This window comes from Myxacorys almedinensis A (genome assembly GCF_010091945.1).
Taxonomy (GTDB): Bacteria; Cyanobacteriota; Cyanobacteriia; order Leptolyngbyales; family Leptolyngbyaceae; genus Myxacorys; species Myxacorys almedinensis.
Window position 1 is genome coordinate 85144 of the sequence record NZ_WVIE01000006.1, and the last position, 26476, is coordinate 111619.

General features: G+C 49.7%; 20 protein-coding genes. 13 read left to right on the forward strand and 7 right to left on the reverse strand.

Annotated features, from left to right (window positions below; translation table 11 throughout):
- Positions 1–109 precede the first annotated feature (109 nt).
- On the forward strand, positions 110–2695 hold the full coding sequence (locus tag GS601_RS06770; protein WP_162422517.1) for a DUF8082 domain-containing protein: 2586 nt from the start codon (positions 110–112) through the stop codon (positions 2693–2695).
- Positions 2696–3119: 424 nt separating this feature from the next.
- On the opposite strand, the gene GS601_RS06775 is transcribed toward GS601_RS06770, so the two are convergent.
- The 5 genes from GS601_RS06775 to GS601_RS06795 all read right to left on the reverse strand — a co-directional run bounded on the left by GS601_RS06775 (position 3120) and on the right by GS601_RS06795 (position 8034).
- Positions 3120–4199 (reverse strand): potassium channel family protein, encoded by a 1080-nt coding sequence (locus tag GS601_RS06775; RefSeq protein WP_162422518.1) that lies wholly within the window; start codon positions 4197–4199, stop codon positions 3120–3122.
- Between the two features lie 161 nt (positions 4200–4360).
- Positions 4361–5596, reverse strand: a complete 1236-nt coding sequence (locus tag GS601_RS06780) for a type ISP restriction/modification enzyme (RefSeq protein ID WP_162422519.1) — start codon at positions 5594–5596, stop codon at positions 4361–4363.
- 39 nt (positions 5597–5635) lie between these two features.
- The gene (locus tag GS601_RS06785; RefSeq protein WP_162422520.1) at positions 5636–5878 is read right to left on the reverse strand and encodes a type II toxin-antitoxin system HicB family antitoxin; all 243 of its coding nucleotides are present in this window, start codon (positions 5876–5878) and stop codon (positions 5636–5638) included.
- A gap of 78 nt (positions 5879–5956) precedes the next feature.
- Positions 5957–6184, reverse strand: a complete 228-nt coding sequence (locus GS601_RS06790) for a type II toxin-antitoxin system HicB family antitoxin (protein WP_162422521.1) — start codon at positions 6182–6184, stop codon at positions 5957–5959.
- Entirely contained in the window at positions 6181–8034 is a 1854-nt protein-coding gene (locus GS601_RS06795) for an N-6 DNA methylase (RefSeq protein WP_202924921.1), read from the reverse strand. Before GS601_RS06795 ends, GS601_RS06790 begins: the two co-directional genes overlap by 4 nt.
- 1 nt (position 8035) lies before the next feature.
- Here GS601_RS06795 and GS601_RS06800 point away from each other — a divergent pair, with 1 nt between their 5' ends.
- Together GS601_RS06800 and GS601_RS06805 are read left to right on the forward strand one after the other, a co-directional pair.
- Entirely contained in the window at positions 8036–8227 is a 192-nt protein-coding gene (locus GS601_RS06800) for a hypothetical protein (protein WP_162422522.1), read from the forward strand.
- A 377-nt stretch (positions 8228–8604) separates the two neighbouring features.
- A complete protein-coding gene (locus GS601_RS06805; RefSeq protein WP_338016976.1) occupies positions 8605–10212 on the forward strand; it encodes a bifunctional pantoate--beta-alanine ligase/(d)CMP kinase in 1608 nt (535 codons plus the stop codon).
- Positions 10213–10301: 89 nt separating this feature from the next.
- Here GS601_RS06805 and gltB read toward each other — a convergent pair whose 3' ends face one another.
- Positions 10302–14966, reverse strand: coding sequence for a glutamate synthase large subunit (gltB, locus tag GS601_RS06810; RefSeq protein WP_238393125.1), 4665 nt, complete (start codon positions 14964–14966; stop codon positions 10302–10304).
- A 776-nt stretch (positions 14967–15742) separates the two neighbouring features.
- Here gltB and GS601_RS06815 point away from each other — a divergent pair.
- The 9 genes from GS601_RS06815 to GS601_RS06855 all read left to right on the forward strand — a co-directional run bounded on the left by GS601_RS06815 (position 15743) and on the right by GS601_RS06855 (position 24622).
- Entirely contained in the window at positions 15743–17617 is a 1875-nt protein-coding gene (locus GS601_RS06815) for a phosphodiester glycosidase family protein (protein ID WP_338016977.1), read from the forward strand.
- A gap of 182 nt (positions 17618–17799) precedes the next feature.
- Positions 17800–18183, forward strand: a complete 384-nt coding sequence (locus GS601_RS06820; RefSeq protein ID WP_202924930.1) for a phosphomannose isomerase type II C-terminal cupin domain — start codon at positions 17800–17802, stop codon at positions 18181–18183.
- Between the two features lie 173 nt (positions 18184–18356).
- Entirely contained in the window at positions 18357–18704 is a 348-nt protein-coding gene (locus GS601_RS06825) for a HesB/IscA family protein (RefSeq protein WP_162422525.1), read from the forward strand.
- A gap of 163 nt (positions 18705–18867) precedes the next feature.
- Positions 18868–19248 (forward strand): 30S ribosomal protein S12, encoded by a 381-nt coding sequence (gene rpsL, locus GS601_RS06830; protein ID WP_162422526.1) that lies wholly within the window; start codon positions 18868–18870, stop codon positions 19246–19248.
- Between the two features lie 171 nt (positions 19249–19419).
- A complete protein-coding gene (gene rpsG / locus GS601_RS06835) occupies positions 19420–19890 on the forward strand; it encodes a 30S ribosomal protein S7 (protein ID WP_162422527.1) in 471 nt (156 codons plus the stop codon).
- A gap of 67 nt (positions 19891–19957) precedes the next feature.
- Positions 19958–22081, forward strand: coding sequence for an elongation factor G (gene fusA, locus GS601_RS06840; protein ID WP_162422528.1), 2124 nt, complete (start codon positions 19958–19960; stop codon positions 22079–22081).
- A gap of 22 nt (positions 22082–22103) precedes the next feature.
- A complete protein-coding gene (gene tuf, locus GS601_RS06845) occupies positions 22104–23333 on the forward strand; it encodes an elongation factor Tu (RefSeq protein ID WP_162422529.1) in 1230 nt (409 codons plus the stop codon).
- A 160-nt stretch (positions 23334–23493) separates the two neighbouring features.
- Positions 23494–23811, forward strand: coding sequence for a 30S ribosomal protein S10 (rpsJ, locus tag GS601_RS06850; RefSeq protein ID WP_162422530.1), 318 nt, complete (start codon positions 23494–23496; stop codon positions 23809–23811).
- 154 nt (positions 23812–23965) lie between these two features.
- Complete coding sequence (locus GS601_RS06855) at positions 23966–24622, forward strand: LON peptidase substrate-binding domain-containing protein (RefSeq protein ID WP_162422531.1); 657 nt, start codon at positions 23966–23968, stop codon at positions 24620–24622.
- A gap of 2 nt (positions 24623–24624) precedes the next feature.
- Here the strand turns inward: GS601_RS06855 and pheA are convergent, their stop codons facing one another.
- A complete protein-coding gene (pheA, locus tag GS601_RS06860) occupies positions 24625–25464 on the reverse strand; it encodes a prephenate dehydratase (RefSeq protein WP_162422532.1) in 840 nt (279 codons plus the stop codon).
- Between the two features lie 323 nt (positions 25465–25787).
- Between pheA and GS601_RS06865 the strand changes: the two genes are divergently transcribed.
- Positions 25788–26372, forward strand: coding sequence for a DUF1997 domain-containing protein (locus GS601_RS06865; RefSeq protein ID WP_162422533.1), 585 nt, complete (start codon positions 25788–25790; stop codon positions 26370–26372).
- Positions 26373–26476 lie beyond the last annotated feature (104 nt).

Here is a 26476-nt window from a genome sequence, read left to right on the forward strand (position 1 = left end):
TGTAAAGCTCTGTACTCTGAACCCCTAGGTTGGAACGAAAGGTTAGAACGAAATGTCAAATGCTTCGGAGTCGATGGACTGTTCTTTAGTGTGTTGAGCGGGTTAAGAAATGCCTCCAGTGGGTGTCGGTGCTAGTCGATTTGCGTTTGCCCTAGAAACGGGCAGAGCAAAACTGTGGGTGCTCCTGATTGGGGTCAATCATTACGACGACGAAACTCTGCCCACCTTGCGGTACGCTGCTCTAGATTGCCAAGGGCTAGGCGAAGCCCTAACCGCCGCAACTCAGGCATTTCCCCAAAAAGAATTTCTGATTCATCACGATTTAGTCTCCAACAAGCCAACATTAGACGCCGTTCAAGCCAGTTTGCAGCGACTGGTGACAGAAGCCAAAGCAGAAGACACCATCCTCACTTATTTTTCAGGACATGGCATCGTAGATCCCGCCAGCCATCAGACGGTGCTGTGTCTTGCAAATACCCAAAAACAGAATGCGCCATCGACAGGGTTATGTCTTCAAAACATGCTACAGCAGCTAGGAGACTGTAGCGCCCACAGCCAGATCGTTTGGCTCGATGCCTGTCATAGTGGCAATATCACCTTACAAGGTGCGAAAGGGCAGGCGGTTGATCCGGCATTGCTGAATCCGACGCCACAATTGCTAGACCTGCTGAGACAGCGCGCCGCTAAAAGTCGCGGGTTTTATGCGCTGCTGTCGTGCGATCAAGGGCAGCAATCCTGGGAATTTCCTGACTTGGGTCATGGGGTGTTTAGCTATTACCTGATGCGCGGGTTGCGAGGCGAGGCGGCAGATGCCCACGGCGTGATCGATGCGGATGGACTCTACCGCTATGTTTATCACCAGACACTTCAGTATGTAGAGCAAACCAATCAGCAGTTGCGGTTGGTCAACCAGCAAAAGCGCAACAAAGGCGACTCGCAGTTTCATTCAGAATATTCGTTGCAGACCCCGAAGCGGATTGTTGAAGGAGTCGGCGAAACGATTTTGGGACTCAAGCCTAAAACGACCCAGTTTTGGCAAGAACGACAGGCACTCTTGATTAACGGATTGACGCACTATCCGCTCAGCATGGCATTTGCAGACGTGCTGCACCACAACGGTAGCTTTGATTTAGAGTGCTTTCCACCGGCTGATCGCCCAAGTTTTGATTGTTCGTGGTTGGAGGTGAGAACTGCGATCGCGCGCTTTCTCCAGTCTGATCCCGCTTTGCCAAAGCCTCAGATCAGTGCGGGAATGCAGCAGATTGCCACCCGGTTGCTTTACCTGCGGGGCAGCATTGCCACCTCGGCAGATGGCGATTCTTGGCTCGTGTTGGGCGATGGTGTTCAGATTAGCCGAGCGTGGCTCCGGCAGGAATTGCGGCGATCGCCCACGGCGCAACAAATTGTGATTCTCGATTGTCCGGGGGCGGTAGGGCTAGAAGATTGGCTGGAAGATCTCAAAATTGCTTCAGATTATGGGCAGTGTATTCTTGCCTGCGCCTCTCCGTTAGATGAGCCAGAACTATTTGCTCAGGTGCTGTTAGAAGCCTTGATTGCCGCAAATCCTCGTACGGGATTGTCGATCGCAAGCCTGCTCGCCAAGCTGCAAACAAATCTCGATGGATTGGGGTTAATGTGCCATCTTTGGCTGTCAGGAACCCAAGGCTTGATCGAAGTGTTGCCCTCGACGTTGGGAATCGATGGTTCTTCGACTCCGCCAGAGCGCGAGAGTGCTGCGCCCCTAGAGGTTACTGCGGCTTTGTTAGAGATGCCCAAAGCACCCGCCCAGCCGTTGCTTGAGATCGGCACACCTGCGATCGAGATCGCCGAGACAACTCTGCCGGTTTCTGACCTAGCAGAACGTTTGACACCGATTCTGCTCTCTTTGGTGGGCCCTGTCGCGCCCCTGGTTATGGCTCAAGCTGCTGCCCAAGCCGATGATCCGCAGGGGTTGATTGAGGAGTTGTTACTGCTCGTACCCGCCGCCCAACGCGCCACGTTTGAGCAGCAAGCCCAATTTGCGATCCAGCAAGCCGCGCGATCGCGCATAGCCGAACCCAGCGAATCCTCGCCAGAGCCACTTGCCGATGCCTCCGGTTCTCCCACTCACCCATCACCGGCTCTTTCGCACCCTAGCTCAGAGCACACGCCGCCCCATGAGTCTGCGCCAGACATCGTATTATCTGCCGAATCGTTAGCAATTGTTGAGTCTGTTTTGCTCGATGTAGTGGGGCCGATCACCCCGGTTTTGCTCAGCCATCTTCCGCCGCACATCTCCAGCGTTGCGGGACTCGTAGCAACGCTGTCAGATTATCTTTCTCCTCAGCAATGCGCGGTGGTTGAGCAACGGTTGAGTGCGGCAGTTCCAACGGCTACACCCCCGACTGTATCTCAGCCCCCGGCGCTGGTAGAGTCGCTCAATCCTCCTTCTGAGGGGCACGGGCGTGGCATTGCAGACTCGCGCGATCGCCAAGGCATTGATGAGAAATTTATTCAAACCTGTGAGTATGAGTTGACGCTGGTAATTGGGCCGATCGCAAAATGGATGGTGACTGGGCAGCGAGAAGCGATCCGTGCTTGCCCTACGGGAACTGCGTCATGGTCGTCTGAGGCCTTTGTTGAGGCGTTGGCATCTAGCATTCCGGATGCCCGTAAAGCGGCTGAGTTTCGGCAGCGAGTGCTAAAGTCTGCTTGACTCCTGCATTAGGGTTTACAGCATTGATTTTTGTGATTTAACTTTTTGATCTAACTCTCTTTTGCAGTGTTGTTATTTCTATTCCTGTTTTCATTGAAAATTCTTTTTATATAATGGACAAAAGTTTTCCTGTCGAAACAATGCTTGATACCAAATTAATCTGTAAATGCTACAGCCCTGCGACCTCCCTCAACCCGCCCTGAGTCAGGAGAGGAGTCGGAAAGTCTTTCCTGACCAAGGGGGGATGCCGTAGGCAGGGGGGTCGAGGATCTGTCGCCGTGAAAAATCAATTGGATATGAGATACCATTATGGCTATTCGTTGCGCTAATGATGCTCCTCCGAAGGTGTTCACGTTACCTTTCAGGCGCGATCGCAAATGTGACCTGAACGTGACGGTTGTTCCCCAGGGTTAGATGGGTCAAATCAGTACTCAGCAGGGGTTACACGACGCGGCTCATAGACCATATACTTCATCAGCTTTGCCAGGTAGGGTGCCCATTGATGGCGCATCGAAATGTAGGAGTCAGCGCCTGCTTCTGGGTCATTAGTTGTTTTGATTCCCTCTGCCCTTAACCTTTCTAGCGCCTGGTAGTAATGCTCTCGCCACCTGGGTTCGTTGGGTTCCTGAGACTGAATCCTAACCTTGGGCAAGAGGGTCTGACACAATTCCTCTAGTAGGTGAATCCCCCCAAACCAGAGTTCTGCTGTGCCAGAAGATTCTGTAACTGAGCGATACTGCTTTTGATCTAGAGCGCTCCTAATTAGGGTAGCAGTGTCCATGGTTAGATAAGCAATGCGAGGCAAAGCGTAGTAAGCCTGACGGTAGCGGAAATAAAGTAGCACCGGGTAGGAATTGTTCGACTCCAGAAGACCCGTCAAATTCCGGGCAATTTCTGAAATATCCTGATGCAGAGTAGTAATATTGTTATCGGCTGCTAAACGAGCCAAAAGCTCTGCTGAGTCTGCGGTATCGGCTGTACGGTGGTGCAAACTTAGAGCAACAGTATTGCGGCTAGTAAGGTTGTTATAAACCGACACAAAATAGGACAAAGTTAAGGTAAATACCGAAAATCCCAAAATGCTCTTCAACACTATCAGTAATCGATACACTGTCGTTTGAGGAACTAGGTCGCCGGTGCCTAGGGTGGCCAGGGAAAAGCCGACGTAGTAGATGGCAGTCGCGAAATCTGTTGGGGTTTCCCCTTGTTCAGCTTGAATAGCGGTGCCTAGCCCAGTCCAAATAATCAGAGCAAACCCTAATAGAAGCAGCACAACCCATACCCCAATGAGGGTGACAATAATAGTTGATCCTGCATATGAAAGGAAGCGATCGCGGCGCTTTGGTAAGCCTTGGGTGGCAGAGCAAAAAAGCCACCACATGCCTCTAGCTACAGCAATGCTCAGCAAACTGCTTTCAGCGCGGGGGTGCAATACAGTGAGGTAAATGTCTGCGAGAGCAATCACCACAAGTACGGTGCCAATAATCTGCAACAGAACTGGCATTTCATTCCTCTATCTTATTAATTAGCCCAAGCCAAGATATTGCCTACATTCTCGTAAGAAGGCAGGCAATTCTCTAATTATTCAAGCTTGCTGCAGAAGGGTATTCAACTTCCTAAATGTAGAGACTTGCAATATCAAGTTTTAGATGCGGTGATCAAATTCTACTCGATCGGAAAACCAGGAATCAGTTGATCAATTTCTTGCATGATCTGCCTGGTTTCTTTGAGGGCAACAACAACTTTTTGATAGTGCAAGACATCATCAAAAGATAAAGTACGTTTGGCTTTTTTACGATCTTTTAGCCATTTGTCTAACACTTGATAACCGCCGATCTTAAACTCCCAAACTTCGGGGGCGATGCCTTCAAAGTAGCGATCGCCATTAATATAAACTCGCTGCTCTGTCGGTTTATAAGTCACTTCAGTAACGGCATTGTCGCCATTGCCGCCCATTTTAGTAATGAGCTTGTTGAGTTTTTTCGATTTCATCAGGTGCAGTTCTACCAACGCCTGACCTTTTGTGCCCAGATCTTTGAACAGGTGATCGCTGCTGGTTAACGGCACACGGGGAAAGTCACTTTTTAGGAATTTGGCATAGCGATCGCGATAGGTGGGACTGTGGAAGATGGCGTAGATGTAGTAAAAGATGGCTTCTGGAGTGGGGACATAGCCAAGCTTTTCTCGAATTGCTGTGATGAAATCTGAAGACAAATTTGGAGATTTTTCAACAAACAATTGACTTTGTTGATTGGCAATATCAGGATAGAGGTAAAGAGGAAAAGCATTACTGCCATCTTTTAATTCAACATACAGTGCAGGAGTTGGAGTATTAGCTACAAATGCATGTCGCCAGTCATCAGCTTTAGTTTGTCTGACAACATTCAGAAAAATGTTCTCTTCAGTAAAATGTTGTTGAAAAATAACTCTGGGATAATCCATTGCAATTGTGCTGAAGTAGCAAGAACGCAAATCGAAAGGTCGGTAGAAAAATTTGATCAACCACCTTTTCCAGTCTTGTATCTGCCGTATTCTCTGCCTTGCCTTGGTTAAGCTCCAATCTCGATTATCCTTAAGAGCATATTTACTTCTAATTTCCTCGTCAGAAAATCGTGTATCTCTAAATTCTTGAAGTCTCTGTTGAAGTTGTTCTTGACTATATGCGATCGCAAAATCATCTCGGTGACTTTGGAATCCAAGAGTGTTAATAGGAAATATTTTATTAATTTGCCAACCTGGATCGTATTCTAGCCGTAAGTCTTGATCTTGTGGAGCAAAAAGGTAGAGTGGAGATTTTGGAAAGATTTCTGTCCACTCAACTGTAGTAATATCATGCTCCTGAAGATAACGATCTTTATCTTCTCGTGAACCCCAGAGATCAGTGTGATAAAACTTGGTCATAAATTACTTCACTCAGTTTTCCATTCGGTTTCTGGAATGTCAGCACCCATCATAATGTTGCGGAGTGTCCCAATCGGTAAATCGCGCCCCTTGTGGTAGGGCACAATCACTTGAAGCTGGCGATTGAGATTTCGCCGGTTCAAGATAAAGAGCGATCGCTTCACGAATATTCTCTAACGCTTCTTCTGTTTCTCCAGCCAAAACACAACCTGGCAATTCTGGACACCAAACAGACCAATCTCCCATTTCAAAATCGGTTTCAAGCACAACGCACCATTTCATTACGGTTTCTCCTTAGAACATTTTTCCACTTAGCTATCATAATCATGCTCTAGAAAATAGCCTGACAAAACTCGCAGCTTACCCAATAGCAACCTCCAATCGAGTCACAAAAACTTCTGTATGCAAGCGATTCTGTATTTCTAAAGAATCAGCTACTTCAAAAAAAAGTTGCAGAGCTTCAATCAAATTGTTTTTTGCTTCTTCTACCGAATTCCCCTGACTGGCAATGTCCAGTTCTGGACACAGTGATACGTAACCATTCCCTCCACGCTCAATAATTGCTGTGAATTGTTGAACTCGTTTCATGCTGCTTTCTCCTTGGAATATTTAACCATCAAACAAACTGCTACCCCTTGCTGAATATCAAATACATTTTTATCCGGGGAGCCATCGGGAGAAACTTCTTTTTTTCTGCTGTTGCCGTGCAAATCCATCAGGTAAATCTCATCAAAGGTTTGCTCTAAACTCTGGCGCATTCCTCGAAAGGTTGGGTTATCAAGATAGCCGTGATTGGTGATGAATGCCAGAATGCCAGAACCCGTCCTGTCAATTCGCCATTGCCCAAACCGAATAAATTTCACATAGTCATCTTGTAACCATTTGGAATTTCGCTCTCCTAATGGCATCCCGTCTACTTGATAATAGTCGCGCAACAAACCCTCGATCCACTGACTTTTGTTTGCCGAATGTCCTGAATAAGGGGGATTGCCCAACACCACCATTACCGGGGCATCGCGTTTAATTTCTGAGGCTTCGTTTGCTTCCTGTGCGACAAACTGACCAAACAAAATCTCTGATTTTTTGAGTGCTTCATCTAACGTATTCGTGAGGTAAATGCCTAGTCGTTGTTTGCCCTTAAATTGGTAGCCGAGTTCCTGAAGTGCTAGACCGAGTTTGAGGTGAGCGATCGCATAAGGAGCCATCAATAACTCAAACCCAAACAACCGATTTAGCAAATTATCTTTCACATAGCTATCCCACTGATTCGCCATACCAATGTCTTCCAGATTGCGATAAATCTGCTTGATCACCTCATACAAAAACGTGCCCGTCCCCGTTGCCGGATCAAGAATTTGCACTCTGGGCTTTTGCGTCACCGGATCTTTAGCGTTATCAGCTAAACCCAACGGCAAATCAAAGCGATCTTTCAAAATCGCATCTACCGATCGCACAATAAAAGACACCACAGGTTCAGGCGTATAATAAACGCCCCGACTCTTCCGCAAAGCCGCATTATACGCCGCCAAAAACGTCTCATAAAAATGCACAACCGGATCTTCTTGACGAGTTCGCTGCCCAAAATTTTCTAAAATGCTGCCCATCTCCACCTGAGACAGCACCTCCACCAAGTCATCAATCGCCCAATCAATCTGACTCACCGCATCGGTTTCTACGATCGTATTAAACAACCGCTTCAAAAAAGGATTGGTTGCCGGAATATACGTGCCAGCTGTCCGCCGAGTAAACGCCTCACCTCCCGGCTTTTGCACATGACCCACCCTTGCCGCAAACAACCCATAAGAAATCGTCTGAGCATACATATCCGCAAAATCTGCATCATTCAAATCGGGCAACAACACCTCAATAAAGCCCTGCTTCAGTTGATGCAAATCGCCCCCAATTTCTTCCCCATCAAGAGCCGTTGTTGTTGCCAACCGAATCGCCTTTGTCAACCTCGCCATCTGCCGCGCTAGGTCTTCAGGGCTGCTGATAATTTCGCCCGTATAGTTGAGAAACTGATCCAACAGAGCAGAAATTTTGTCAGCATTCTTAGCTTGCAGATTGCTACCATTGCGCTCTGCTAAAACCTCCTTCTGCCTGCGCTTCCCATCTACATACCAACGAAACTCTAGATAATTGGTCAACACCAAGTTGGGAAACGATTCTAGATATCGTTGCAACTGCTCCGTCTTTTCAACCTGATCTAGGTCTAACCCCACATCTTTAGCCTCTACATAACCCGTCAACAACTCTCGCCGCCTTACCGTAAAGTCTGGAATCCCGGCTTTGTTGCCTTTTTCTTCAATTACTGCATCTAGTCCTACAGCAGGATCATCCAACAAATCTTTTAATGCTGGGTAATGGCTGCGCTCACTACCTTTTTGCAGATTCTTTTGAATCGACTTGAGATAAGCATCAAACGCGAGAGATGGCATTGTGGTTTTGGCTCCAGTGCGATCGTTAGAGGTTTGGGGGTTGCATAATGCGAGGAGGGCAAATCCGAGAGTCCTGCTCGCATTATGCAAGATCGAATCACAATCAGTGCGATCGCAATTCGATCCCATCGAAGCCCATCAATTTCAAGTCGTCAATCCCAATGTCACCATCATCAGCACGCTCCTGGGCTGATACTCCACCTATCACCAGACCCCCAACCTAACTTTTTCGGCGTTGCTGAAGACAAGTATGATTTGCCCTTCTTTCCAACTCTTCTCCTTGGGGAGAAGAGAGCTAAAATTCTTGTTTCCTCGCCTTTTGGGAGAAGGCTAGGGAGAGGGCAGATCTGCGATGCATACTTAGATTCAGCAACGCCACTTTTTCTTGGTCAGAGGGGCGCGATAGCGATAGGTTCCGGCGTTAGCGCTCTCTATTCATCGCTCAGGCTCTTTGCTCCAGAGGGTGTCACCATGCGCCCATAAAATCTTTGGACAAAAATTCCATTGTTTTCGGTCAGTGGGAAGCGAATTCTATACACTTGAGAAGGCGACGGTAGGGGATTCCTGGGGGTGGCGGTGCGGCTGTTTTCGACTGTGGCGGGACTGCGGTGTTACTTAGATCTCAGTTGGGGTAAACAGCCTCGATCGAGCGATTCGCCCTCCAATCCGATGCCGATCCCCGCCCTTGAAATCGGCTTTGTGCCAACGATGGGAGCGCTGCACACCGGGCACTTGAGCCTCATCGAGCGAGCCAGACGAGAAAATAAACTGGTGGTGGTGAGTATTTTTGTCAACCCGCTCCAGTTTGCGCCGGGCGAAGATTTTAGTCGCTATCCTCGGCAACTAGAGCGCGATCGCAGCCTCTGCGAAGGCGCAGGTGTCGATGTCCTCTTCACCCCAACCCCTGAAGAAATGGGCGTTACAGCCTCGGATCAGACCCACATTCAGCCCCCCCAAGCCCTGGTGTCTGGGTTATGCGGTCGATCTCGCCCTGGTCACTTTGAAGGCGTCGCCACAATTGTGACAAAACTCTTAAATTTGGTGCAGCCCGATCGCAGCTATTTTGGGCAAAAAGATGCTCAGCAAGTCGCGATCATTCGGCGGTTGGTGCAAGATCTGAAGCTGCCTGTGGAGATTATTGCGTGCCCTATTATACGAGAAGCAAACGGTCTGGCTCTGAGTTCCCGAAATCAATATCTTTCTGATGAAGAAAAGATACAAGCCACTGCCTTATATCAAGGATTAGCTAACGCTCAAAACCTGTTTCGCACAGGGGAGCGATCGAGTGCTACCTTAGTGCAGGCAGTAAAACTAGAACTTGCGAACGTACCCGTGATTCACCCCGAATACATTGAACTTGTTGATCCGATGACTCTCAAACCGCTAGAAACCGTAACTGATGAAGGCTTGTTAGCCCTAGCCGCCCGGATTGGCTCGACGCGGCTGATCGATAACTGTGTGTTGCGCGGCTCCTACGGCGTTGCGCCCAATGCCAACCGTCAGCCGATGATTGCGATCGATGGCCCGGCGGGTGCCGGAAAATCGACCGTGGCGCGAAAAGTGGCGGAGGTTTTGGGTCTGTTTTATCTAGATACGGGCGCCATGTATCGGGCATTAACGTGGTTTATTTTAAAGTCGGGCGTCGATCTGGGCGATGAACCCACGGTTGCCGAACTCGCCAGCCAATGCCAGATCGATTTTGTGAATACGCCGAGTCCTTCGGTGTTTGTCAATGGCGAGGATGTGACGCAAGCCATCCGCACACCCGAAGTGACGGCGCGAGTGTCTGCGATCGCGGCTCAAGGGGCGGTGCGGGCAGTGCTGGTGAGACAACAGCAACATTATGGGCAGCGCGGGGGCATCGTGATCGATGGGCGCGACATTGGAACTCATGTTTTCCCCGATGCTGAAGTGAAAATTTTTCTGACCGCTTCGATTGCAGAACGAGCACGACGGAGGCAAGTAGACCTGAAGAATTTGGGTCAGTCGGATGTGACATTGGGTGATTTAGAACGGGCGATCGCAGAGCGCGATCGCCAAGATAGCACCCGCGCAATCTCACCGCTAAGAAAAGCAGACGATGCGATCGAGATTAAGAGCGACAATCTCACCATTGAGGAAGTATTAGGTGCGATCGTCACCCTCTATCAAGCAAAAACAGCCAGCCTCCTGGTCTAGCAAACGGCGGGATTAGAAGCCAGCGACACTAGTGCGGAAAAGCAGAGACTCAAAGGGTACCTCTGCTTTTGGGGTTTGGTGCGAGGGCATTATACCGACATTGCAACTTTAACCACATCCGGGTTTGCTTCTGGTGTATCTGTTTCAGACGGTGGAACAACTTGCCAAAACTTCGGCAGATAGGTTGACCAGTTCGCCAAGATGACTTCTGCCTTGGGGCTACCCGTGCGATCGCAGTGGGCTTGAATCAACGCCTTCAACTGTTGCTCACCAGCAGGCGCAGTCACCCGTTGCACTTTCACAATTTCAGAATTCACTTTGGCTTGGAAGGTGTCATTTTCATCCAAGAAATACGCCAGTCCGCCGGTCATGCCTGCGCCAACGTTGCGCCCTGCCCGACCGAGAACTACCACAACGCCGCCCGTCATGTATTCGCAGCAGTGATCCCCAACCCCTTCGACCACCGCTTCGGCTAAGGAATTGCGAACGGCAAACCGTTCTCCTGCCTGACCATTGGCGAAAAGGCGACCCCCGGTCGCACCATAGAGACAGGTGTTGCCGATGATCACATTTCGCGATGGATCATAGGTTGCATCGGATGACGGTTTGATGGCAAGCTCGCCGCCGTGCATGCCCTTGCCCACATAATCATTTGCTTCACCGACCAGGTTTAGCGTCATGCAGGGCAAGTTGAACGCGCCAAAGCTTTGACCGACGCTGCCCCTGTAATTTAGCGTGACCTGAGCGCCAAACCCAGAGTTGCCGTATTTTGCCGCGATCGCACCTGCAATTCTAGTGGCGACCGTCCGATCTGTGTTCACCACCACCACGTCTTTAGTCAGGTTAGACTGGCTCGCGATCGCAGCTTGCACCTCAGCCTCCGCCAGCAGATCATCATCCACACCATGATCATTGCTGTGAACGGTTTCATGATCGAGCCAACTGCGATCGCGGCGAGTATCCGGTAGCTGTGTCAGACAGTCTAAATTCAGCGTTTTGGTTTTGGTCAGTTCGATGCCTTCGCGCCGCTTCAGCAGATCCGCGCGTCCGATCAGATCCCGAAGAGAAGCGTAACCGAGCCGAGCCAACAGCGATCGCACTTCCTCAGCGATAAACAAAAAGAAGTTAACGACATGCTCCGGAGTGCCGGGGAACCGCTTTCGCAGTTCTTCTTTTTGGCTAGCAACCCCAACGGGACAGTTGTTGGTGTGGCAAATCCGAGCCATGATGCAGCCTTCAGCAATCATGGCGATCGAGCCAAAGCCAAATTCTTCACCGCCCATCAGCGCCGCCATCATCACATCCCAGCCCGTTTTGATGCCGCCATCGACGCGCAGCACAACGCGATCGCGCAACTGGTTGTTCATCAAAGCGCGATGTACCTCGGTTAGCCCCAGTTCCCACGGGCTACCAGCGTGTTTGATCGAGCTAAGCGGCGATGCACCCGTGCCGCCATCGTGTCCAGAGATTTGAATGATGTCGGCATTTGCCTTGGCAACCCCGGCAGCGATCGTGCCGATTCCCACTTCTGCCACCAACTTGACCGAGACCTGTGCCTTTGGGTTTATTTGGTGCAGGTCGAAAATCAGTTGAGATAGGTCTTCGATGGAGTAAATATCATGGTGAGGCGGCGGCGAGATCAGAGTTACTCCGGGCTTTGAGCGACGCAGCATGGCAATGTAAGGACTCACTTTAGGACCAGGCAATTGACCGCCTTCCCCTGGTTTTGCCCCTTGAGCAATTTTGATCTCGATTTGCTTGGCGCTCATCAAATATTCTGGCGTGACGCCAAATCGCCCGGAGGCAACTTGCTTGATCGATGAGTTTGCCGTGTCGCCATTCTTCAAGCCGTTGAGATGGGGCAACATGGGCGAAAGCCCCTGCTCTACATCGTTGAGGATTTTGAACCGAACCGGATCTTCGCCGCCTTCGCCAGAGTTAGATTTGCCGTTGAGCCGATTCATGGCGATCGCCAGGACTTCGTGAGCTTCACGGGAGAGCGCCCCAAGCGACATGCCTCCTGTGCAAAAGCGCTTCACAATTTCGCTGGCAGGTTCGACTTGATCCATCGAAATTGACGATCGATCGCTCGTAAAATCGAGCAAATCTCGCAGCGCTGTCAATGGGCGATTGGCTAAATGCTGCTGATACAGCGTGTAGTGATCAACGCTTTTCGTGGCGACGGCTTTATGCAGGTGCTTTGCCAATTCTGGGCTGTTCATGTGATACTCACCCCCAGGACGGTACTGCACAAACCCGTAGTTTTCCAATTTTTTCACCGTTAGTTCAGGGAAAGCGCGGCTGTGGAACGACAAAATTTCTTGCGCCAATTCGTCGAGGCTCAAGCCACCCAAGCGCGACGCTGTGCCAGAAAATCCTATATTGAGCAGATCGCCGCCAATGCCGATCGCTTCAAAAATTTGGGCACCCTGATAGCTCGATAGCAGTGAAATTCCCATTTTCGAGAGAATTTTGAGCAGTCCATCTTCAACAGCTTTGCGATAATTTGCCTGCACGGCTGTGACGCTTGCTGGTTTGAGTTTGCCGCGCTCCATCATGGCTTGGGTCTTAGCATCTGACCACCACGATCGCACAGTTTCTAGCGCTAAATACGGGCAAACGGCACTCGCGCCATAGCCCACCAAACAGGCAAAGTGATGCGTACTCCACGCTTGCGCCGTATCCACGATGAGCGAGGCTTTCATCCGCAACCCTTGACGAATCAGATGATGGTGGACGGCACCCACCGCAAGCAAGGGGGGAATGTAGCTCTGTTCATCGGTCAGCCGAGCCGAGTCGCCCGTTTTGTCTAAGCGATCGCTCAAAATCAAAATCTTTTTGCCAGAACGCACCGCCTCTGCCGCCACTTGACACAGTTGGCTCACAGCGCGGTTGAGTCCTTCCGGGCCTTCTACCACCGCAAATAAGGTTGACAAACTCGCGGTCTCAAACCCCGATTGCCGAATGTGATCGAGTTCAGGTTCGCTCAAAACCGGAGACTCTAGGCGCAGCAAATTGGCATACTCTGGCTTTGCCTCTAGCAGGTTGTCCCGTTCGCCCAATTGCATCGTGAGAGACATCACCAGCTTTTCGCGCAAGGGATCGATCGCCGGGTTGGTCACCTGGGCAAAGCGTTGTTTGAAATAGTCGTAGAGCAGGTGCGGACGCTCTGACAGCACAGCCAGCGGAATATCATCCCCCATACAGAACGTCGGCTCTTTGCCTTGCGCTGCCATTTCGTGAATGGTCATCTCCACATCTTCAGAACTGTAGCCAAAAGCAGTTTGAGCCGTCAGCAGCGCTGGAGTCTTGGTTTCGGCGGTGTCGATAAAAGTTTGAGAGGGCAGCGATCGCCGATATTGACGCACCCATTCCCCGTAAGGATGCGTAGTCGCCACCCGCTGCTTCAGTTCCCAGTTTTTCAAGATCTCGTGAGACTCTAAATCAAACGCGATCATCTGACCCGGACCCAGCCGCCCTTTTTCAATAATCTCGGATTCGGGCAGGTCTACCACGCCCACTTCAGACGCTACAACCAGATAGCCATCGCGAGTGATGCTATAGCGAGCAGGGCGCAACCCATTGCGATCGAGGCTAGCCCCCACTCGCTTGCCATCGCTAAACACCAGCAGCGCCGGCCCATCCCACGGCTCCTGAATACCACTGTAGTATTCGTAGAAATCTACAATTTCAGGATGCGCGGCTAAGTCGGGCTGATTTTTGTACGCCTCTGGAACCATGATCATCAGCGCTTCCATCGGCGTCCGCCCCGATCGCACCAGCAATTCTAGAACGTTGTCTAAGCTGGCAGAATCACTGTTTTCTGGATTTACCGTTGGCTTGAGGGCTTCGATCTGCTCACCCCAGCAAGGATGCGCCAAGTCCTCTTGTCTGGCTAACATCCAGTTGACGTTGCCCAACTGAGTATTGATTTCACCATTGTGACCGAGCAAGCGCATTGGTTGAGCGAGCGGCCATTTGGGAAGCGTATTGGTGCTAAAGCGACGGTGGTAGACCGCAAACGCACTTTTGTAAGCCGGATTTTTGAAGTCTTGATAAAACTCACCTAAAACCTCGCCGCGCACCATGCCCTTATAAACAATTGTGCGATTAGAGAACGAACAGACGTAAAATTCTTCCAACCTGGAAGCGGCGCTGGGCGTTTCAGAGGCGTTGCGCTCGGCACAAATTGCGTTCTCAATCTTCTTACGAAGCAGATACAGCTTTCCTTCTAGTGCGTCACCACGAAGTTGCCCTGAGTGAACCAAGATTTGCTCAATCTGTGGTAAATTTTCTCGGGCTTGGCTGCCTAACACATCAGGATTGGAGGGAAGAACGCGCCATCCCAAAACGGATAGATTTTCTTCGGCGGCAATCTGCTCTACCATCTGACGAGCCGTTGCTGCGATCGCGCTGCTTTGCGGCAAAAACACCATGCCTACACCAACCTGTTCCGGCTGTAACAACACCCCGGTCGCCCCTGCCCACTCGCTTAAAATTGCCCACGGAATCGCCGTCATCACTCCCGCACCATCACCCGAATCTTGATCAGCACTACACCCGCCCCGATGCTCCATGCAAGCTAGTGCACTCAGCGATTTCAAGACCAGATCATGACTTTCGCGCCCCTGCTGATCGGCGATAAAGCCCACGCCACAGGCATCGCGCTCTTCTACGAGCCACCGTTGACCTGCGTATCCAGCATTGATCGGTTGCTGCACTTGATTCTCAGACGTTGCACTTGCCTTAGTCATGGGATGATTCATTCCGCTCAATGAAATGGTGTGATTGAAATGGTGTAAGTGGTAGCTAGAAAGGGGATGGGTAGCACGCTCACGCTGGTTCAGCGTAAACGATCGGATAAAAACGGGTTTGGGGAGAAACTTTTGGATGGAAATTTTTGCAGGGAGAGCGCTGATCCAGATCACATAAACTTAACAATCGAGTAAAAAAATCTGCTAGTCAAGCCCTATGCCCTACACGCTTGTCAACTTGCAAAAACTCACTTGGCTTTAAGCGTTTTAAACTTTCAGGGCTGATTTACCGAAGACAACGAAGTGGTTGCCGTGATTGCTTTGCAGGCTCTTCAGAGCGTGAGCAAAGTTCAATAGCCCCTGCGAGCCGGATCGGCAGTGCCCATAATGGCTACCGCTATCGAACTCTAATAAACCTAATCTTGGCAGGTCGTGAAAAAGGAAAAGGCGAGCAACTCTCGCGAACGTCAGTCTTTGTAAAGGTTGAATTAAGAATATTATAGAAAATTTGTAGGTATAGCAATCCCTATCTGCTCAAAAGGATGTGACGCTCTCTTGACAATTCTTGAAGGGCTGACTTGCCTAAAAGTGTAAATTTGACAGTGCAAAAATTGGGTGCAATCCGTTAAAGCTCCAATTGGCGGAGAGCCAACCTCTGAAGGAAATGCCTAGCTGGAACTTCCTGTCCCCCACCTTCGACAGCACTAAAACCGATGACTTCAAGTAAAATACGCTGCGGCAGTCATTAAACGAGTTTCAAGATTTTAGGACACGCTGTGATTAAAATTGGCATTCCCGGACAGGCTCAGTTGAACCGTTTCAATCCCCCCCCAAAAATTTTGAGGGCAGCGATCGCACTTTTTTCGCTTCCTTTAGGGGTCACACCCTTGGCACTCATCGCTCTCCTCAGTCCGCTCCCTAGTCGAGCCAATTCCCCTAACCCAACTCCGCAGCCCACAGTTAGCCCCAGACCTCTTCCCCCACGTCCCGTGCTTCCTCTGGCACCGTTTGGCAATCGTCAGATTGTTCTAAATGGTCAGCCATTCTACGGGGCGTGGACTCAATGGCAAGTCGGTAATAGCTCCCGCATTGGCATTAGCGATGCTGCCCTCACTCAGCTTTTCGGCGTTCAGCTTCTCAGCACAGCAAATGTGAGTCAGCAGCCAGTCCAGTGGTTTTCAGACTCAGTTTCGGTGCTCCCCACTCGGCTAGATTCAACCTCCCGATACTTAGACATTACAGAGTTTGCTCAGAAAAACGGCTGGCAGTTGCAAATTGAAGGCAATCAACTCCAGGTCTCCACTCAGCCTGCAAAGGTGCGATTGATTCGCCAAGAACAGCAATCGTGGGGCGATCGCATCACAATTGACCTCGATCGTCCGACGCCTTGGCAAGCTGATCCCCAAAGTCTTGAATTTCTACTCACCCTCAATGCTCAACTGGGTTCCCCTGCGGCTCAAGTCTTCAAACCCACTCCTGCCAGTAAAATCCGCACCTTCCAACTTGAAACTTTACCCAGCCAAACGCGGCTAAAAATTGGGATTCCGTGGCGGGTTCGTCCCCAAATTACAACTCAAGCCAATCGCATCATAATTGAGGTTGGAACGCCCTATCTCCCCGCTAGAGATATCGCTTGGATGCCTGGATTACGCTGGCGACAGCAGTACATTACGGTTGGCAATGCCCAATTTCCTGCTGTTTGGCTAGAGGTCGATCCCAAGCAACCTCAGCTAAGCGTCCGTCCCCTGTTGTCCAACACCTCTAGAGTTCCGGGGACTGCGCCCTTGTTCAGAACGGCTCAGCAAGGAGGCGCGATCGCGGCAATTAACGGCGGCTTTTTCAATCGCATCAATCAACTGCCCCTCGGCGCGATTCGCCTCAACAACCAATGGCTATCAAGTCCCATTCTCACCCGTGGCGTCGTTGCCTGGAATAACGACGGAAATTTGCGAGTCGATCGGTTAGTGCTTCAAGAAACAGCGATCGCGCTAAACCAGCGGTTTGGGTTAACTGCTCTAAACAGTGGCTATGTCCAAGCCGGCATTGCCCGCTATACGCCCGATTGGGGAACACTCTACACGACGCTTTCAGATAACGAAGTTCTAGTCACGGTTCAGAATAACCAAGTCACTCAACAAACCACTGTAGAGAAAGCTGGAAGTGCAGTTCCCATGCCAACGAGCGGCTACTTACTAGTTTTGCGATCAAATCGTAGCGCTGCTAGTTCTTTTGCGATCGGCACTGCCGTTCAACTCGAAGCTACCCTTACCCCTCCTGACCTCGCCAACTACTCGACAATTTTAGGCGCAGGTCCTTTACTAATTCAAAATGGGCAAACGGTATTAGATGCCACAGCAGAACGATTTAGTCGTGCTTTTATTGAAGAGCAAGCGGCTCGAAGCGCGATCGGGCAAGCCCCCAACGGTACAATTCTCATCGTCGCCGTTCACGATCGCCTCGGCGGACTCGGCGCAACCCTAAGCGACATTGCCAGCATCATGAAGCAGCTTGGTGCAACTAACGCCTTAAACCTAGATGGTGGAAGCTCAACAACCCTATATTTGGGTGGGCAGATCCTTGATCGTCCACCTAACTTTACAACCAGTGTCCACAATGGCATTGGTATCTTTTTTCAGCCCTCATCCTTTTGATACATGAGAATAAAGGCGATTTGAAGATCAATAAAGACTTAGTGAAATTCTACTAAAACTGCCCTTTTTGCGGTGGTCGTCATCAAGAGCGTCTGTTAGTCTTGGTGGGTGGAAAAAATGAATCCAACACATGGAGGAGAGGAACGGTGGTACAAGCTAAAGAAATAGCGCAGGCTCCTACACTGACGCTGTCGCCGTCTACAGTCAAAGGCGCGATCGCAACGGAGTTACGTCCCTGGGGTTCATTCACAATCTTAGAAGAAGGGCGCGGCTACAAAATCAAGCGAATTGATGTTAATCCCGGTCATCGCCTCAGCCTTCAAATGCATCATCACCGGAGCGAACATTGGATCGTGGTTTCAGGAACCGCCAAAGTCTTTTGTGGGGATCAAGAATTGACCCTTAGTAGCAATCAATCTACGTACGTACCCCAATGTACCGCTCACCGGCTAGAAAATCCTGGAGTTATTCCTCTCGTGCTGATCGAAGTTCAAAACGGTGAATACCTTGGAGAAGATGATATTGTTCGGTTCCAAGATGACTATTTCCGTGCGGATAAGGCATAGTAGCGACACGTTAGCCTTTCATTTTTAGCCTTGCAAAGGGGCAGTCAGCCGTCTGATTGCCCCTTGTCCTTGTTAGCTTGTAAAGTAAGGAGCGATCGCTTCACCAAGATCCAAAAAAGCGCCGCGAGATAAGATAACCCCTGGACATACTATCGATACGATTGACAATTTTTATGATTCAAGTAAGCGAATCAGCTATTGAAGAAATTATTCGATTAAAAACCAAGCAATCGATTACCGATGCCTTTCTGCGGCTCAAAGTTGCAGCAGGTGGCTGCTCTGGGTTCCTCTATCTCACTCAGTTCGATCAGACTTTGCAGCCAGATGACTATGTGCATAATTGCGTGGGAAGTAAGGGTCAAGGTGTTAAAGTCGCGATCGATGCTCAGAGCTTAACCCACCTCAACAGCCTTTCCCTTGACTTTGCAGAAGACCTGATGGGTGGCAGTTTTCGGTTCCACAATCCGCAAGCGACGAAAACCTGTGGCTGCGGTGTCTCATTTGGGGTAACTGAGCGCTAGAATAAAGAATCTGCCATCTTAATTTTCAAGCACCGCGATTCTTCCCAGAAGCGATCGCACCAAAGGTTACCGCTTAAAAAAGTGGTTGACAGGCGTGCTGATAGATTGGTATGGTTAGTATTTGTTAAAAGTTGGAACAGGTAAAAACTGCGTACTCCATAACATGCCCACTATCCAGCAACTCATCCGCGATGAGCGTTTCAACGCTCGCAAGAAAACTAAATCACCGGCTCTCAAGAGTTGCCCTCAACGTCGTGGCGTTTGCACAAGGGTTTATACGACAACGCCGAAAAAGCCTAACTCTGCCTTGCGTAAAGTTGCGCGGGTACGGCTGACTTCTGGGTTTGAAGTAACTGCCTACATTCCCGGCATTGGGCACAACTTGCAAGAACACTCTGTAGTTATGATTCGTGGCGGTCGTGTGAAAGATCTCCCTGGGGTTCGCTATCATATTATCCGCGGCACGCTTGATACAGCTGGGGTCAAAGACCGCAAGCAAGGTCGCTCTAAGTACGGTGCAAAGCGTCCGAAAGCAGCATCTTAATTTTGACGGTTGACTGTCTCGTTTGACAAGAGCCTCTTACTCTGGAAGGGTTTTCCAGGTGCTGAGGTTCTGTTTATTGGCGACAAATCAAAACTCGAAAATGACTCTAAACGATCGATCCTTGAAACCTCGTAAATAACTGTTCAATTTCTTTTGAAGTGAAGGCTCACTATGTCTCGTCGCGTCGTAATCAAAAAGCGTCCTATTCCTGCCGATCCGGTTCACAATTCTCGTCTCGTCACCATGATGGTTCGCAGAATCATGAAGAGTGGTAAAAAGTCTCTGGCGTCTCGCATCGTTTACGATGCCTTTGAAACTATCAAAGAGCGCACTGGTGGCGAACCGCTAGAAGTATTTGAGCGAGCAGTAAGAAACGCAACACCTTTAGTGGAGGTAAAGGCGCGCCGGGTCGGTGGTGCAACCTATCAAGTCCCGATGGAAGTGCGAACCGATCGCGGGGTTGCCTTGGCCTTGCGATGGCTAATTCAGTACGCCCGTGCCCGTGCTGGTAAATCAATGGCAGCCCGGCTCGCCAACGAGTTGATGGATGCTGCAAATGAAACCGGGAGCGCTATTCGCAAGCGTGAAGAAACGCACCGAATGGCGGAGGCGAATAAAGCCTTCGCGCACTATCGGTATTAAAAAGTATAGAATCTTAATAGAACGGTAGTGTGATTTTGACTATGCAACAGAGGCTAAGGAGGTAGCTGTGGCTCGTACCGTCCCGCTCGAAAGAGTACGGAATATCGGAATTGCCGCGCATATTGATGCAGGCAAGACAACAACAACAGAACGGATTTTATTTTATTCCGGCATCGTCCATAAAATCGGTGAGGTGCACGAAGGTACTGCCACCACAGACTGGATGGAGCAGGAGCGGGAGCGGGGAATTACCATTACTGCTGCTGCTATTAGTACCCAGTGGACTCGCCGTGATGCGGAACTGCCAAATCAGCCGGGTGAAGGAGAGCTTGAACACAAAATTAATATCATCGATACACCTGGGCACGTAGATTTCACCATTGAGGTGGAGCGTTCTATGCGAGTTTTAGATGGTGTGATTGCTGTTTTCTGCTCCGTTGGTGGCGTGCAGCCTCAATCTGAAACGGTCTGGAAACAAGCGAATCGCTATAACGTGCCTCGCATGGTGTTTGTGAATAAAATGGATCGAACGGGTGCAGACTTTTATAAAGTCTACGATCAGATCCGCGATCGCTTGCAAGCAAATGCAGTTCCCATTCAAATTCCCATTGGTGCTGAAGATCAGTTCAAGGGTATCGTCGATTTGGTGCGAATGAAGGCATACATCCACAAGGACGATCTTGGTCGTGAAATTGAAGTCACCGATATTCCTGCTGACTTGAAAGACAAAGCAGAAGAATTTCGGATTCAAATGATCGAAGCGGTCGCTGAAACCAGTGAAGACTTGATGGAAAAGTACTTTGCTGGAGAAGAGTTCACAGAAGCTGACATCAAAGCAGCGCTTCGCCAAGGCGTTATTGACAATACGATTGTGCCGATGCTCTGTGGGTCTGCCTTTAAAAACAAAGGTGTTCAGCAGATGCTGGATGCAGTGATCGACTATCTACCGGCTCCGATTGATGTTAAGCCTATCCAAGGCATCTTGCCATCTGGTGAAACGGCGGAGCGCCCACCTAGAGATGATGCTCCATTTGCTGCTCTCGCCTTTAAGGTGATGACTGACAAGTTTGTAGGTCGCTTAACCTTCGTGCGAGTTTATTCCGGTGTGCTTGCGAAGGGGAGCTACATTTATAACTCTACTAAAGGGAAAAAAGAGCGCGTTTCTCGCCTGATCATCCTAAAGGCAGACGATCGCATCGACGTAGATGAGCTTAGAGCGGGCGATTTAGGTGCCATTCCAGGTCTGTCTGATACTCTGACTGGGGACACTCTTTGCCCAGAAAATGAGAGCATCATTCTAGAATCACTGTTTATTCCTGAGCCAGTGATTTCGGTGGCGGTTGAGCCGAAAACCAAGGGTGATATGGAAAAACTCTCCAAAGCCCTTAAGGCACTGTCTGAAGAAGATCCGACCTTCCGCGTTAGCATCGATCAAGAGACTAACCAAACCGTGATTGCAGGAATGGGTGAACTCCACCTCGAAATTCTTGTCGATCGGATGTTGCGAGAGTTCAAGGTCGAGGCAAATGTTGGTGCGCCCCAGGTTGCTTACCGAGAAACCATTCGTCAGGCTGTCAAAGCGGAAGGCAGATTTGTTCGTCAGAGTGGTGGTAAAGGTCAATATGGTCACGTTGTGGTCGAGATTGAACCTGGTGAAACGGGGAGCGGCTTCGAGTTTGTCTCAAAGATTGTCGGTGGTTCGGTTCCCAAGGAATACGTGGGTCCGGCGGAAGCAGGAATGCGTGAAGCCTGTGAATCTGGCATCATTGCCGGATATCCGCTCATCGACGTTAAGGCAACGTTGGTTGATGGCTCTTATCACGATGTAGACTCCAACGAAATGGCATTTAAGATTGCCGGATCGATGGCGATGAAGAACGGCGTGATGAAAGCGTCACCCGTGCTGCTCGAACCAATGATGAAAGTCGAGGTTGAAGCACCAGAAGACTTCCTTGGAAGCGTTATGGGTAACCTCATCTCCCGTAGAGGTCAGATCGAAGCTCAGGGGGTAGAGCGAGGCATCGCTAAAGTAACGACCAAGGTTCCGTTAGCAGAGATGTTCGGATATGCTACGGATATTCGGTCTATGACTCAGGGACGAGGAACCTTCACAATGGAATTTAGCCATTATGATGAAGTACCCCGTAATGTTGCTGAGACGATCATTGCAAAAAACAAAGGGAACGCTTAATCAGGAAGAGGAACTGTAACTCATGGCACGCGCAAAATTTGAACGGACAAAGCCCCACGTTAACATTGGAACCATTGGTCACGTTGATCACGGTAAGACTACGCTGACAGCGGCAATCACAATGACCCTTTCTGCACTGGGTCAAGCGGCTGCCCGGAAATACGAAGATATCGATGCGGCTCCTGAAGAGAAGGCGCGGGGTATCACGATTAATACGGCTCACGTAGAGTATGAAACCGAGGCTCGTCACTACGCTCATGTGGACTGCCCTGGTCACGCTGACTATGTGAAAAATATGATCACGGGAGCCGCTCAGATGGACGGCGCTATCCTTGTGGTGTCTGCGGCAGATGGTCCGATGCCGCAAACCCGTGAACATATTTTGTTGGCTCGTCAGGTTGGCGTCCCTCGTCTAGTTGTCTTTTTGAACAAGAAAGATATGGTGGACGATGAAGAGTTGCTAGAGCTTGTTGAACTTGAAGTCCGCGAACTGTTGAGTTCTTATGAGTTCCCTGGCGATGATATTCCGATTACGGCTGGTTCTGCGCTGCAAGCAGTAGAAACCATGACCGCAAATCCGAAGACGAAGAAGGGCGAAAATGAGTGGGTTGACTGCATCTACGCGCTGATGGATTCGGTTGATGAATACATTCCTACTCCTGAGCGCGATGTTGACAAACCGTTCTTGATGGCAGTGGAGGACGTTTTCTCTATCACGGGTCGTGGTACGGTTGCAACCGGTCGGATCGAGCGGGGTACGGTGAAGGTGCAAGACGAAGTCGAGCTAGTGGGTATTAGAAAAACCCAGAAGACGACTGTGACAGGGATTGAGATGTTTAAGAAGAGTCTCGATCAGGGGATGGCAGGAGACAACGCAGGTATCTTACTTCGCGGTCTCAAGAAGGAAGATATTGAACGCGGTATGGTTTTGGCTAAGCCTGGTTCGATCACCCCTCACACTAAGTTTGAGTCTGAAGTTTACATTCTTAAGAAAGAAGAAGGGGGTCGTCATACTCCGTTTTTCCCTGGCTATCGTCCCCAGTTCTATGTGCGTACAACTGACGTAACGGGAACTATTAGCGACTTTACCACTGATGAAGGTGGAGCGGCGGAGATGGTGATGCCGGGCGATCGCATCAAAATGACCGTGGAACTGATCAACCCGATCGCCATTGAGCAAGGAATGCGTTTTGCCATCCGTGAAGGCGGTCGTACCGTGGGTGCGGGTGTCGTTGCGAAGATCCTGAAGTAGGTATTTGTCGCCCGTTTGAAGCTATCGGCAGTTGGTTTATTCTGGCTGTTGATAGCTTTATCATGAGTAGCGCACTTAACGCAGTACAATATTTTGTCTGATTAAGTTAAGTGCAGTTTGCTTTTCATTCTGAACCACGAAAACCTGAGTATTAATTCTAATGGCAACTATTCAGCAGCAGAAGATCCGAATTCGCCTCAAAGCGTTTGACCGTCGCCTCCTTGATACATCTTGCGAAAAGATTGTAGATACTGCAAACCGCACCAACGCTACAGCGATCGGTCCAATTCCTCTACCTACTCGCCGCCGCATTTATTGTGTTTTGCGGTCTCCCCATGTTGACAAAGACTCGCGGGAGCACTTTGAAACGCGCACTCATAAGCGGATTATTGATATTTACCAGCCATCTTCAAAAACGATCGATGCGTTGATGAAGCTGGATTTGCCGGCAGGTGTGGATATTGAAGTGAAACTGTAAGAGTTGAAAGCAATTTTGGCGCGAAGGACGGGATTGATCCATTGTGACTCAACCCGTCCTTTTCGATCTTTTGTCAGGAAAGCTTCGAGCGCCTCAATTTCTAGAAGCGGATGGGCTACAGTAGAGGCAGAGGACACTGTTTAACGCGTAGGTAATGACTTCTTTTTCATCGATCGCGGTTCGCGAGCTTCCAATATTTCCCTTGCCTGAAGTTGTTCTGTTTCCGGGGCGACCGTTACCGCTTCACATCTTTGAATTTCGCTATCGCATCATGATGAACACGATCCTAGAAGCGGATCGCCGGTTTGGCGTTTTGATGTGGGACCCGGTGAAAGGTGAGCCTGCAACGGTAGGATGCTGCGCTGAGATTGTGCAGTTTCATCGGTTGCCCGACGATCGCATGAAAGTTTTAACCCTTGGGCAGCAGCGCTTTCGAGTTTTGGAGTATGTGCGAGAAAAACCCTATCGGGTTGGGTTAGTGGAATGGATCGAAGACGAACCACCCATAGAAGATCTTAGACCTAGAGCGAAGGAGATCAGTCAACTGCTTCAAGATGTGGTGCGCCTCTCTGCAAAACTCACTGGTCAAGAAATTGAACTGCCAGAACAGATTCCCGACTTGCCGACCGAATTATCATACTGGATTGCCAGCAATTTATACGGCGTTGCAGATGAGCAGCAGGCGCTTCTAGAACTACAAGACACTGCCGCTAGACTTGAACGCGAATCTGAAATTTTGACGTCTACTCGCAACCATCTTGCAGCGCGGACGGTTTTGAAAGATACGCTTGGACATGTAGCTGACGAATAGAATTACGGAGATACAACATTGTAGCTGCCGAACGTTTTGAGGGTTTCTGTGCAGGTTGATAGTTCTGCCAAAGCGGCTTGGGTTTTGGCGAGCCGCGCGTCGGCTTCTAGATCTACGAAAAAGACATAATCGCCTAGCGATCGCTTGGTTGGGCGCGATTCGATGCGGCTCATGTTGATACTGCGTTCGGCAAAGACTTGTAAGGGTTTGAGAAGGACTCCGGGTTGATTAGCCTGCACACTGAATGCCAGTGAGGTATGGGTTCCGCCCGGAGAGGGGTCTAAGCCTAGAACGAGGAAACGGGTGCAGTTGTCGGGATAATCGTTAAGCGGACAGTTCAAAATCGGAAGATTATAGAGTTGGGCAGCCCGTTGAGACGCGATCGCGGCGATCGTTGAATCTTCATCTAAATGTTGTAAGGCTTCTGTAGTTGAATGGGTAGCAATACGCTGAGCCTTGGGAAGATGTATATCCAGCCATTGCTGGCATTGAGCTAATGCTTGAGGATGGGAATAGACCCTGCGAATAGCCTCTAATTGCGAGGCTTGAGATAGCAAAGCATGGTCGATCGGTAAAACCAGGGACTGCCGGATTTGCAGCTTGTCGAGCCGCCAAAGGGCATCCATAGTCATGGTGACGCTGCCTTCAATCGAATTTTCAATCGGAACAACGGCTAATTGAGCTTCACCTTGGGCTACCGCTTCCATGGTCTGAGCAATGCTGGGGTAGGGGCATAATATCGCCTCTTGGGCAGTTTCGGTCACAAACCCTTTGGTAAAGATGAGCGCGGCGGCTTCTGCATAGGTGCCGCTCGGTCCTAAATGAGCGATCGCAGTTGTCATTGTAGTAAATCGTTGTTAAGCAACATATCGCAAACTTATGCCAGTTTAACCGGCAATTTCTACAAACTCTACTGCCTCCGGCGCTTGCAGTGGGGCAAGAAGAGATTGGGAGGAGCCAGATATGTTGCGCTCACAAATTGAATTGGTATCGCTTGAATTGGTATCACAAAGTGAAAGTATGTGCTTTTAGCAAAGTTTATAAGGGTTTTCAAACCGTAAATTTAACTAATTGTGTTTATCTTTCAAAAGATTGACTTGAAATGATGAGAAGACCTTTAAGATTAGTGAATAGTTTCACACGTTTCGTCTCCTCACAACACCCCATGGATATCCGGTTTACTGCCTGTCAAGCGGTCGAACTTATTGTTCCAGAACAGCCCATTCACATTGCAAATTATCTCAGCCAACCGCAGAGAGTTGTCAATGCTTTAGCGGCATCTAGCTCAATTAAAAGATTGGCAGACGATCGCTATCGGTTGGAGATGAAACCACTCACCTTTATGGCATTCAGCCTTAAGCCTGTCGTTGAATTGCAGGTTTGGGCAGATGACGCGGCGCGGGTCAATGTTCACTCTAACAACTGCGAACTCCAAGGCATAGAGTATATCAACGAACGGTTTATGCTCAACCTCGAAGGTCAGCTTTATTCAACCCAGAAGCACGGCACAACTTACTTGCAGGGAAAAGCAGACTTAGTAGTTGAAGTTGATTTGCCGCCTGCGTTGGCATTGACCCCGCGATCGCTGATCGAGGCGGCAGGCAATCGCTTGTTGGCTAGCGTCTTAAACGGGTTTAAACAGCGCCTCTTGCGCCAACTCCTATCAGATTATCAAGCGTGGGTTACTTCGCAACTTCAAGCTAACTCAGTTAAAACTACGAGCGCACCCATCTCTGCCAAGTTCTCCTGATGTAAGGAATTCGCGTCCTCAATGGGGATAATTGCATTTTTCTGATGAAGTGCGTGAACCCTAAAGGGTAACTATATATACTCTTTTAGTGGACATGGTGAAAG

Coding starts and splice junctions, on each gene's coding strand:
- GS601_RS06770 (WP_162422517.1), top strand. CDS start 110: ATGCCTCCAGTGGGTGTCGGTGCTAGTCGATTTGCGTTTGCCCTAGAA.
- GS601_RS06775 (WP_162422518.1), bottom strand. CDS start 4,199: ATGCCAGTTCTGTTGCAGATTATTGGCACCGTACTTGTGGTGATTGCT.
- GS601_RS06780 (WP_162422519.1), bottom strand. CDS start 5,596: ATGACCAAGTTTTATCACACTGATCTCTGGGGTTCACGAGAAGATAAA.
- GS601_RS06785 (WP_162422520.1), bottom strand. CDS start 5,878: ATGAAATGGTGCGTTGTGCTTGAAACCGATTTTGAAATGGGAGATTGG.
- GS601_RS06790 (WP_162422521.1), bottom strand. CDS start 6,184: ATGAAACGAGTTCAACAATTCACAGCAATTATTGAGCGTGGAGGGAAT.
- GS601_RS06795 (WP_202924921.1), bottom strand. CDS start 8,034: ATGCCATCTCTCGCGTTTGATGCTTATCTCAAGTCGATTCAAAAGAAT.
- gltB (WP_238393125.1), bottom strand. CDS start 14,966: ATGACTAAGGCAAGTGCAACGTCTGAGAATCAAGTGCAGCAACCGATC.
- GS601_RS06825 (WP_162422525.1), top strand. CDS start 18,357: ATGATTCAAGTAAGCGAATCAGCTATTGAAGAAATTATTCGATTAAAA.
- rpsL (WP_162422526.1), top strand. CDS start 18,868: ATGCCCACTATCCAGCAACTCATCCGCGATGAGCGTTTCAACGCTCGC.
- rpsG (WP_162422527.1), top strand. CDS start 19,420: ATGTCTCGTCGCGTCGTAATCAAAAAGCGTCCTATTCCTGCCGATCCG.
- tuf (WP_162422529.1), top strand. CDS start 22,104: ATGGCACGCGCAAAATTTGAACGGACAAAGCCCCACGTTAACATTGGA.
- rpsJ (WP_162422530.1), top strand. CDS start 23,494: ATGGCAACTATTCAGCAGCAGAAGATCCGAATTCGCCTCAAAGCGTTT.
- GS601_RS06855 (WP_162422531.1), top strand. CDS start 23,966: ATGACTTCTTTTTCATCGATCGCGGTTCGCGAGCTTCCAATATTTCCC.
- pheA (WP_162422532.1), bottom strand. CDS start 25,464: ATGACAACTGCGATCGCTCATTTAGGACCGAGCGGCACCTATGCAGAA.
- GS601_RS06865 (WP_162422533.1), top strand. CDS start 25,788: ATGGATATCCGGTTTACTGCCTGTCAAGCGGTCGAACTTATTGTTCCA.